The sequence below is a fragment of the Phenylobacterium sp. genome (assembly GCF_030645195.1).
GTDB lineage: Bacteria > Pseudomonadota > Alphaproteobacteria > Caulobacterales > Caulobacteraceae > Phenylobacterium.
The window spans coordinates 21,601-29,922 of record NZ_JAUSLW010000156.1; the positions used below are offsets into that span (position 1 = coordinate 21,601).

Below are 8,322 nucleotides of genomic sequence, written 5' to 3' on the forward strand. Positions count from 1 at the left end.
GGCCGGTGGCGGCTAAGCGCGGACCCGTCCATGTCATAGACGAAGAGGTGATCAGTGACGAAGATCGCAAAGGGAAAGCCGCGATCTCTTCCCGATCCCGCGGCGGAACCATACGACGATTTGGCGCGCAAGCATCTGCCGAGCCAAGGTGCGAAGACGCCGCTACCTGCCCTGGCTGCCGCGACATTCCCACCTATCGACAGTCGTCTCGCTCTTCTCAACCGGGCGGCTCGTCCAAACCCATACGTCACGATCGGCGGTCGAACTTACAAAGGTTCAGACAACGGGCGCGCCAACGTCCTGGTCCCAATTGGTGATCTTTTGCTTTCACCCGCCGAATTCGCAAATCGGCAGCGGATGGCGAGGCGCGCGATGTTCATGGCAAACAATCCACTCGGAAGCGCTGCCTATGCGATCGCCACGCTGGCGAAGAGATCACCTCAGGCGCGCGATGGAGCGCTGATGGTGGGAAGCGTGGTCGACGCGGCAATGATGGGCGCAACGTCCCGTCTGGCGTTGGTCCCATGGATGCCGACATCAAGGCGGCCAGTCTTGGCTCCGCCCTTGGTCAAGCAGCCGGAGGTCAGACATGGCCGGCCGACTTCGCTAGGACAGGCAACGGGTTTGGTAGCGACCTTAACGTCGTCGACGGTCGATTCCGGGACTAAGGCCAATCGTCGCCAAACCCCGCCGGGTTGGCAAGGCAACGGCAGAACGCACAACCAAGCGAGGGGCCACCTGCATGCGAAGCAGCTTGGGGGTTCAGGGCGGGGCCCACTTGATCTCGTCACCCTTACGCAAAATCCAACCAACTCATCGCTGATGGCGCGCTTCGAAAACGAGATGAAGCGGAGGGTCCTGGCGGGAGAAGTTATCGAGTATACAGCGATGCCGCTATACAATCCGGGCGTGCTTCCGCCTGCGAGGGTTCTGCTGGCGGCGCTCGGGACTCGCGGCGCGCCTGTCGCCCGGATCGTCGAAAATCCGGCAGGGAAGAAGCGCGAGTGACGATCGAGAACCTGATCAGGGTGGTTCCGCCGCCGGCGGCACCGGACGAAGCCTATCTCGGCCCGTGGGAAGCGATCGAAGCCGACCTCGGTACGCCGCTGCCACAAGACTACAAGGATTTCGTCAGGCTCTATGGGTGCGGCGATTTCATGGAGTTCCTGGGAATCCATGTCCCGGTGTTCTGGAGCCCCTATGTCCGGCTTCAGTCCGAGGTGCGGGTGATCTGCGACACGCTTCGGGACATTCAGGATCGTCCGTATCCCCTGTGGCCAGAGCCTGGCGGACTACTGCCCTTCGGGAAGACCGACTTTGGGGACTATCTCCTCTGGCTGCCACGCGGGCCGCCGGATGCGTGGGGTGTCGTGGTCTGGGACCGGGGGATGGGGGAGTTTGAGGCGTTCGACTGCGGCCTAACCGATTTCTTGGCCGGCCTCGCCACCGGTGACATCGAACCCAAGGAATTTCCCGAGGACATGCTGCCCTGCGATCGCCTGTTCGAGCCGTCGCCCCCGTGCCCGGCCGAACACCTCAATTGGCGGTCTGATTTCCTGACCGGTAGCTTTGGCGGCAAGACTGACGTCCGGGTCGAGCTAGGTCCGCAGCCTGTGGGCGACCGCCCAAGGGTGACGCTGTCTCCCGTGTCATGGCGAGCATCATGGCGTGTGTCGCACAACCGCCGCGCTCCGCGCTGAGGCATATCCCTGGGCCCGGCTCTGCAGGCGCGCCATCACCGAACGCGGGGGTCAAGGACGACACCCAGCGTCACCAGCCTATTTTATCAGAAGCTTTTGGCGGTGAGAGAGGGATTCGAACCCTCGTTAGGCTTTCACCTAAACACGCTTTCCAAGCGTGCGCGATCGACCACTCCGCCACCTCACCGGCCGTCGCGAACGGCCCGGAGGTCGGTCGCGAAGGCGCGCAATATACTCAGGAAGCTCGCCCGGGCAAGCGGCGTCCGAGCCTCGCGGCAAGATGGTTGGGATCGAACAGGGAGCGGGCCTCGCGGCGGGTGAGGGCGGCCTCCAGTTTCACGCTGTCGGCGGACCAATCGGCCAGCCGTCGCCGGGCATCGGGGCGGTCGTCACGCAGGGCCTGGGCGACCTTGGCCAGGCGGGCGTCGGCGGCCCGCAGGCGCCGGCGCTCGCGGGGCAGGGCGGCGTAGCGCTCGTCGATCAGGCCGAGCCGCGCGCGGGCCGCGGCGATCATCACTCCGGCGGCGGGGCGGTCGCCACGGGCGGCGAGGGCGTCGGCGGCGGCGATGGCGCGCCGCGCGTCGGACATCAGGCTGGCCACCGTGATGGGGACGGCGCCGGCTCGGGGGCAGGCGCTGGGCGAGAGGGCTCGGACATAGGCGACCAGTCCGGCCAGCACAGCGGCCGGCGGCTCGCGGCCGTCGAACTCCTGGGTGATCAGGCCGTGGATGAAGGGTGGCAGGTCCGCAGGCGCGACCTTGAGTCCGCTCGGGCCGCCGCTGAGGTCGGGGATGGGCCGGGGGTCATCGACGCCATCGCCGCGATGGGAGCTGAACAGGGACGAGGTGACATCGGCCGTGCCGGACGCGCCGGAGACGCCGGGGAGCAGGAAGGCAGGGTTGTCGCGGCCTGAGCGGTGACAGGTTTCGCAGGTCAGGCCGGCGCGGGCGGCCTGGCCCCCCAGGACGGTCGGGGTGCGGAAGGCCGCGCGGCCCACCTCCACGGCGAGGCGGGCCTCAGGACCGGTCGCGGGCGACAGGCACTCCGGCGGGGCGGTGGTCAGGGCGCGCACGAGATCGGCCTGGGGCGCCAGCCAGGCCTGGGCGCGCAGGGGCGCATCGGCCGCCTGGGCCACGACGATCCCAAAGAGGGCGAAGGCGGCGGCTAGCTTGATGGTTCGCGGCCGGCGTCGATCCAGCGACGGAGCTCCTCGGCCTCGGCGCAGCCGAAGGCGCAGATGCGGTCGAGGCGGGCCAGCATGACCCGCGCCCCGGCCAGGTCGCCGCGCTCCACCTTCAGCTCGCCGTAATATTCGGTGGCCCCGCGATGGTCGGGCGCGATGGCCAGGGCCTGGCGATAATAGGCCTCGGCCTGCCCGGGCTGGCCCTTCTTGCGCCAAGTGTAGCCTTGATAGGTGAGGATGTCGGGGTGCGGCCCCAGGGCCTCCCGGGCGGCGGCCAGGGAGGCAAGGGCCTCATCATAGCGGCGCTCATTGATCAGGCTGACGGCGGCCAGATAGGCGCGGTCCCCGGCGGCGGGGCCAGCCAACTGCAGCGAGCCGGAGGCCGCCACCGCGGCGCCGGCGATGGCGCTCTCCACGGCCTTCACCGCCGCGCCGACGGCGGGGGCGTCGCCGCAGGTTCCGCAGGCCAGGGCGCGGGCTTTCAGCCAGTCCAGCTGAGCCTGCGCCTTGGCGTCCTTCAGACCGCCCAGGGCCACGCCGAGGCCGCGACGGGCCTCGATGTTGTCGGGCTCAAGCTTCACGGCCTTCTCATAGGCGCGGCGCGCGCCCTTCAGGTCGTTCTGGCCGGCGTTGGCGAGGCCCAGCAGGCGCCAGGCCTCGGCGTTCTGGGGCAGGACGGCGACGACCCGGGCGAGGGCGCGCTCGGCGTCCTTGAATTTGCTGGCGTTGAGGGCCTCGACGCCCTTCACGTACTCGGCGGCCGGATCGTAGGTCGGGGCCGACATGCTGGGCATATCACCGCCGCCCCCGCCACCGCCGCCGGCGCTCCAGGCGACGCCTGTCGTGGCCAGGCTGAGCATCGCCCCGAGGACCAGCGCCCCGCGCAGTCTGTCACCCATCTTCGCCTCCCTGAACTTTCGCATAACAGTGTCATATCCTGCGCGCGACGCCAGCCGGGTGATGGGCAAATGGCGCACCCTCGCCGTATATTGAGGTCTCCAGCCACAAGGACCGCCATGACCCCTGACGAGTTCGAAAAGGCCAGCCGGCGCGAACCGGGCCTGATCCCGTGACTCCGGCGCAGCTGGAAGCCTGCGCCCTGAGCTTCCCGGGGGCCACCAAGGTGGTCCAGTGGGGCGGCAGCGACGTCTACAAGGTGGGCGGCAAGATCTTCGCCATCGTCGGCCTGGGCGGGCGGCTGATGTTCAAGGCGACGGATCTTGCCTACGAGGTGATGACGGAGAGCGGGATGGCCAGGCCCGCCCCCTATCTGGCCCGGGCCAAGTGGGTGTCCCTCGACGAGCCGGACAGGCTGGATCCCGACGAGGCGGCCGACTGGCTGAAGACGGCCCATGCCCTGATCGCCGCAAAGCTGACCCGGGCGAAGCGGAAAGAGCTGGGGCTCTAGCGTTCCTCACCCGCAGCGGGAGGAACCGGACCAGTTCCCAGCAATGTGCGCAGGTCGCGGATGGCGGCGGCGGCCTTGGAATGGCGTTGGCGCCAGATCAGCAGGCTGACCGCGCCGAGGGTGACAACCAGGAAGCTGATGGGTCCGAACAGCCAGGCAGCCGCCGCCAGGGCGAAATAGTAGCCGCGCACGCCGGCGTTGAAGGCCGAGAGCGCCGGGTTGAGCAGGCGTGCGGCGGCCTCCCCATAGCGGTCCTTGAAGGCCTGGTCCTCGGTGTCGGGCGCCGCGCCCACCACGGCGATGCAATAGTTCATCTGGCGGATGGCCCAGATGAAGTCGAGCAGGCCGCGGGCGAGCGCCACCAGCACCAGGGCGATCTGGAACTCGAACAGCAGGCGGGTGGAGGTCTTGATCACCACCAGGCTGGAGGCCGAGCGGAAGGTGCTTTCACCGCCGAACAGCACGCCGGCCGCGGCGGCGATCAGGATCAGGTTGGAGGAGGCGAAGAAGGAGGCGGAGTTCAGGACGTGGCCCAGCAGCTGGCCGTCCATGAACTTGTTCTCGCGCCCGGCCATGTTCTTCATCCAGGTCAGCCGGATGAGGGTCAGGTCGGTGTTGATGGCGCCCCGGCCCCGGGCGGCGGCCTTGAGCAGGGGCTCATAGGCCAGCCAGGCGACGGCGAAGACGAGGAGCGCCGTCAGGTCCAGGGGCGAGAACGGCATGCCCTAGTCCTCCGTGATCAGACTGTGCTTGTTGGTGTCGCGCAGGGTGAGCGCCACCAGGAAGGCGATGGCCATGATGGAGGCGACATAGACGTAGAAGCCGCTCTCCATCCCCTCCTTCTTGAACCACAGGGCGACATATTCCGCGGTGCCGCCGAAGATGGCGTTGGCCGTGGCGTAGGGCAGGGCGACACCAAGCGCGCGCACATGGGCTGGGAAAAGCTCGGCCTTCAGCACCGCGTTGACGGCGGTGTAGCCGGAGAGGATCAGCACCAGGGCGCACATCAGGGCGAAGGCCATGGTGGCGTCGGAGGTCACGGCGATCCTCGAGAAGATGGGATAGGTGAAGATGCTCCCGAGCAGGAAGGCCGCCAGCAGGGTGGCCTTGCGGCCCACGACATCCGACAGGGCCCCGAAGGCCGGCTGGGCGATCATGTAGACCAGCAGGGCGGCCGCCGTGATCGCCGTGGCCATGTCCTTCGTGAAGCCCGAGGTGTTGACCAGGAACTTCTGCATGTAGGTCGTGTAGGCGTAGAAGGCCAAGGACCCGGCCGAGGTCAGGGCGAAGATGGTCGCCGTCTCCTTGGGGAACTTCACGAACAGCAGCATGGTCCGCGAGCGTTCCGCGCCCTCGGCCTGGGCGGTCAGGTAGGACTGGCTCTCCTCCAGGCCGGTGCGGATCCAGAACACCACGATGGCCAGGACCCCGCCGATGGCGAAGGGAATGCGCCAGCCCCACTGGGCGAGATCCTCCGGCGACAGGATGTTCTGCAGCAGGATGAGGACGCCGAGCGCGGTGAGCTGGCCCAGGATCAGGGTGACGAACAGGAAGCTCGACCAGAAGCCGCGGCGCTTCCTGCCGGCCATCTCCGACATGTCGGTGGCGCTGGCGCCGTACTCCCCGCCCAGCGACAGGCCCTGGACGAGACGCGCCAGCACCAGGGCCACCGGGGCGGCGGTGCCGATCATCGAATAGTCGGGGATGATGGCGATGGCGAACGAGCCGGCGCACATCATGGAGACCGAGACGGTCAGGGCCGCCTTGCGGCCGGCGCGGTCGGCGTAGAGGCCCATGAACCAGGCGCCGATGGGCCGGGCGAGGAAGCCGACGGCGAACACCGCGGCGGCCTGCAGCAGCTGGGCGGTCTCATCGCCCTTGGGGAAGAAGTGCTTGGCGAAGTAGAGAGCGAAGGAGGAGTAGACGAACCAGTCGTACCATTCGACGAAGTTGCCGGCCGAGCCGCCCAGGATGGCCCTGAACCGCTGCATGGGGGTGAGCCCCGGCGCCATGGCCTCCGACGAAAGTTCTCCGCCGCTCTCGGTAACCGTCATGCATTCCCCCCAACGAACTCACTTTGGGGGGAATGCTAGAGGGTCTTGCCGCTTACGCGAAGGGCGCTTGCGCTATATCCGGCCCATCAGGACCAGGATCAGGACGATCACCAAAACCAGGCCCAGGCCGCCGGAGGGGAAGTAGCCCCAGGAGCGCGAGTGACCCCAGGTGGGCAGGGCGCCGATCAGGGCGAGCACGAGAATGATGAGTAGAATGGTCCCCAGCGACATGGCTCAAGCCTCCCAAGAGCCTGGCCGGGTGGCCAGGCGATCAAGCCTGAAAACGGGCGCCGCCGGTTAAGGTTGCCGGAGCCCTTTCCTTCCAGAGAATCTGAAAGGAAAGGGCTCCTTCTAAAATAGGAGCGTGACGGGCGCCTGAACCGGTTCCCACTTCAGGCTGTCACGCTCTAGCCGACCTAGTCGACGAAATCAGCGGTATGCAGATGGGCGTCCTGCTCCTTGACCTTCAGGGCGTAGAGCAGGCCGATGAAGGCCCCCTTCACCCGGGGCAGGAGGGCCAGGGTCGCGGCCGCCAGGGGGATCAGGGTGGCGGGCAGCATGACCGCCGCCGGCGCCTGCCAGATGATCGGAAACAGCAGCAGCGGCGCCACCAGCAGGTGGCCGACGATCAGGATGGTGAAATAGGCCGGGCCGTCGTCGGCGGGGTACTGGGCGATGTCGTGGCCGCAGACCTGGCAGCGGGGCTCGACCTTCAGGTACTTCCAATAGAGCCTGCCGCGCTCGCAATGGGGGCAGCGGCCGCGCAGGCCACGGATCATGGCTTGGACAAGGGTGGGACGTTCATGACGGGACATGACCGCCATATGTGTATCGGGACCCTGGGAGTCCAAGGTGGCGGGCGGTCGCATCGGGAACATGATCTTCGCAATCCCAGGCGGGGCTTGAAGTTCCCCCAGATGGGCGCGTCGTTAGGTCCCACCGCGCCAGCGGGAAGGCGTCGTCCGCGCAACCTGCTCGGGAGCAAGGCGCGGAGAAGGCTCATGAATTCCAGGACGGGCTGCGCGAACCCGGGCTCAACGGTCGCGCCACCGGGCGCCAGATCACGCCGTTGGCGTCCTCCGGGGAGGACGCCGTGAAGCCGCGGCCCTAGCGCTTGGCGTCGTCGGCGGCGCCGCTGACCGCGCGGCCGGCGGCCGAGACGTCCTGGCCGGCGCCGGCGATGGTGTTGCAGGCGGCGGTCAGCAGGGCGGCGGCGGCGACGGCGAGAACCACGATCTTGCGCATTCGAGAACTCCTCAAGGACGGGCCGGCGTCATAGCCAAGCTTGAGGGCGATTTCTAGGCGAGGGCGGGGCCCGGCGGCAAGGGGCGGTGCGCAGGTGAAGATCACCGCCCTGCTGAAATCTAATCCGCATCCATCTTCAGCGCCGCGATGAAGGCTTCCTGGGGGATCTCCACCTTGCCGAACTGGCGCATGCGCTTCTTGCCGGCCTTCTGCTTGTCCAGCAGCTTGCGCTTGCGGCTCATGTCGCCGCCGTAGCACTTGGCGGTGACGTCCTTGCGCAGGGCGCGCACGGTCTCACGCGCGATGATCCGGCCGCCAATGGCCGCCTGGATCGGGATCTGGAACATGTGGGGACTGATGAGGTCCTTCATCTTCTCCACCATGCCCCGGCCCCTGGCCTCGGCGCGGTCGGCGTGGACCAGCATGGAGAGCGCGTCCACCGGCTCGGAATTCACCAGGATGGACATCCGCACCAGGTCGCCGACCCGGTAGCCCTCGATGGCGTAGTCGAAGGAGGCGTAGCCCTTGGAGACGCTCTTCAGGCGGTCGTAGAAGTCGAACACCACCTCGTTGAGCGGCAGGTCGTAGACCACCAGGGCGCGGGAGCCGACATAGGACAGCTCGCGTTGTTCGCCGCGGCGGTCCTGGCACAGCTTGATCACCGAGCCGAGATACTCGTCCGGGGTCAGGATGGTGGCCTTGATCCAGGGTTCGGCGATGGTGGCGATCTTC

General features: G+C 67.7%; 10 protein-coding genes, 1 tRNA gene and 1 pseudogene. 3 read left to right on the forward strand and 9 right to left on the reverse strand.

The annotated features are described in order from the left end of the window. Positions 1 to 54: 54 nt before the first annotated feature. Together Q7T09_RS13000 and Q7T09_RS13005 are read left to right on the forward strand one after the other, a co-directional pair. Positions 55 to 1,008, forward strand: coding sequence for a DNA/RNA non-specific endonuclease (locus Q7T09_RS13000; protein WP_304700230.1), 954 nt, complete (start codon positions 55 to 57; stop codon positions 1,006 to 1,008). Further along, positions 1,005 to 1,700: an SMI1/KNR4 family protein gene (locus tag Q7T09_RS13005; RefSeq protein ID WP_304700231.1), complete on the forward strand. Its 696-nt coding sequence runs from the start codon at positions 1,005 to 1,007 to the stop codon at positions 1,698 to 1,700. The genes Q7T09_RS13000 and Q7T09_RS13005 overlap by 4 nt, the downstream gene beginning before the upstream one ends. A 97-nt stretch (positions 1,701 to 1,797) precedes the next feature. On the opposite strand, the gene Q7T09_RS13010 is transcribed toward Q7T09_RS13005, so the two are convergent. The 3 genes from Q7T09_RS13010 to Q7T09_RS13020 all read right to left on the reverse strand — a co-directional run bounded on the left by Q7T09_RS13010 (position 1,798) and on the right by Q7T09_RS13020 (position 3,782). Further along, positions 1,798 to 1,887, reverse strand: a tRNA-Ser gene (locus tag Q7T09_RS13010). A 48-nt stretch (positions 1,888 to 1,935) separates the two neighbouring features. Then, complete coding sequence (locus Q7T09_RS13015) at positions 1,936 to 2,835, reverse strand: hypothetical protein (RefSeq protein WP_304700232.1); 900 nt, start codon at positions 2,833 to 2,835, stop codon at positions 1,936 to 1,938. A gap of 29 nt (positions 2,836 to 2,864) precedes the next feature. Further along, positions 2,865 to 3,782, reverse strand: a complete 918-nt coding sequence (locus Q7T09_RS13020; protein ID WP_304700233.1) for a lipopolysaccharide assembly protein LapB — start codon at positions 3,780 to 3,782, stop codon at positions 2,865 to 2,867. A gap of 170 nt (positions 3,783 to 3,952) precedes the next feature. Between Q7T09_RS13020 and Q7T09_RS13025 the strand changes: the two genes are divergently transcribed. Next, a complete protein-coding gene (locus tag Q7T09_RS13025; protein WP_304700234.1) occupies positions 3,953 to 4,291 on the forward strand; it encodes an MmcQ/YjbR family DNA-binding protein in 339 nt (112 codons plus the stop codon). Here Q7T09_RS13025 and Q7T09_RS13030 read toward each other — a convergent pair. From Q7T09_RS13030 to Q7T09_RS13055, 6 genes and pseudogenes are all read right to left on the reverse strand, one after another. Beyond that, complete coding sequence (locus tag Q7T09_RS13030) at positions 4,288 to 5,013, reverse strand: DUF599 domain-containing protein (protein WP_304700235.1); 726 nt, start codon at positions 5,011 to 5,013, stop codon at positions 4,288 to 4,290. The two genes, Q7T09_RS13025 and Q7T09_RS13030, sit on opposite strands and share 4 nt — an antisense overlap. A 3-nt stretch (positions 5,014 to 5,016) precedes the next feature. Beyond that, positions 5,017 to 6,345, reverse strand: a complete 1,329-nt coding sequence (locus Q7T09_RS13035; RefSeq protein WP_304700236.1) for an MFS transporter — start codon at positions 6,343 to 6,345, stop codon at positions 5,017 to 5,019. A 72-nt stretch (positions 6,346 to 6,417) separates the two neighbouring features. Further along, complete coding sequence (locus Q7T09_RS13040; protein ID WP_304700238.1) at positions 6,418 to 6,576, reverse strand: DUF3309 family protein; 159 nt, start codon at positions 6,574 to 6,576, stop codon at positions 6,418 to 6,420. Between the two features lie 185 nt (positions 6,577 to 6,761). After that, the gene (locus Q7T09_RS13045) at positions 6,762 to 7,160 is read right to left on the reverse strand and encodes a DUF983 domain-containing protein (RefSeq protein ID WP_370689242.1); all 399 of its coding nucleotides are present in this window, start codon (positions 7,158 to 7,160) and stop codon (positions 6,762 to 6,764) included. Between the two features lie 292 nt (positions 7,161 to 7,452). After that, on the reverse strand, positions 7,453 to 7,590 hold the full coding sequence (locus Q7T09_RS13050; protein WP_304700241.1) for an entericidin A/B family lipoprotein: 138 nt from the start codon (positions 7,588 to 7,590) through the stop codon (positions 7,453 to 7,455). A 119-nt stretch (positions 7,591 to 7,709) separates the two neighbouring features. Next, positions 7,710 to 8,322: pseudogene (locus tag Q7T09_RS13055) on the reverse strand (elongation factor 4); the annotation flags it as partial.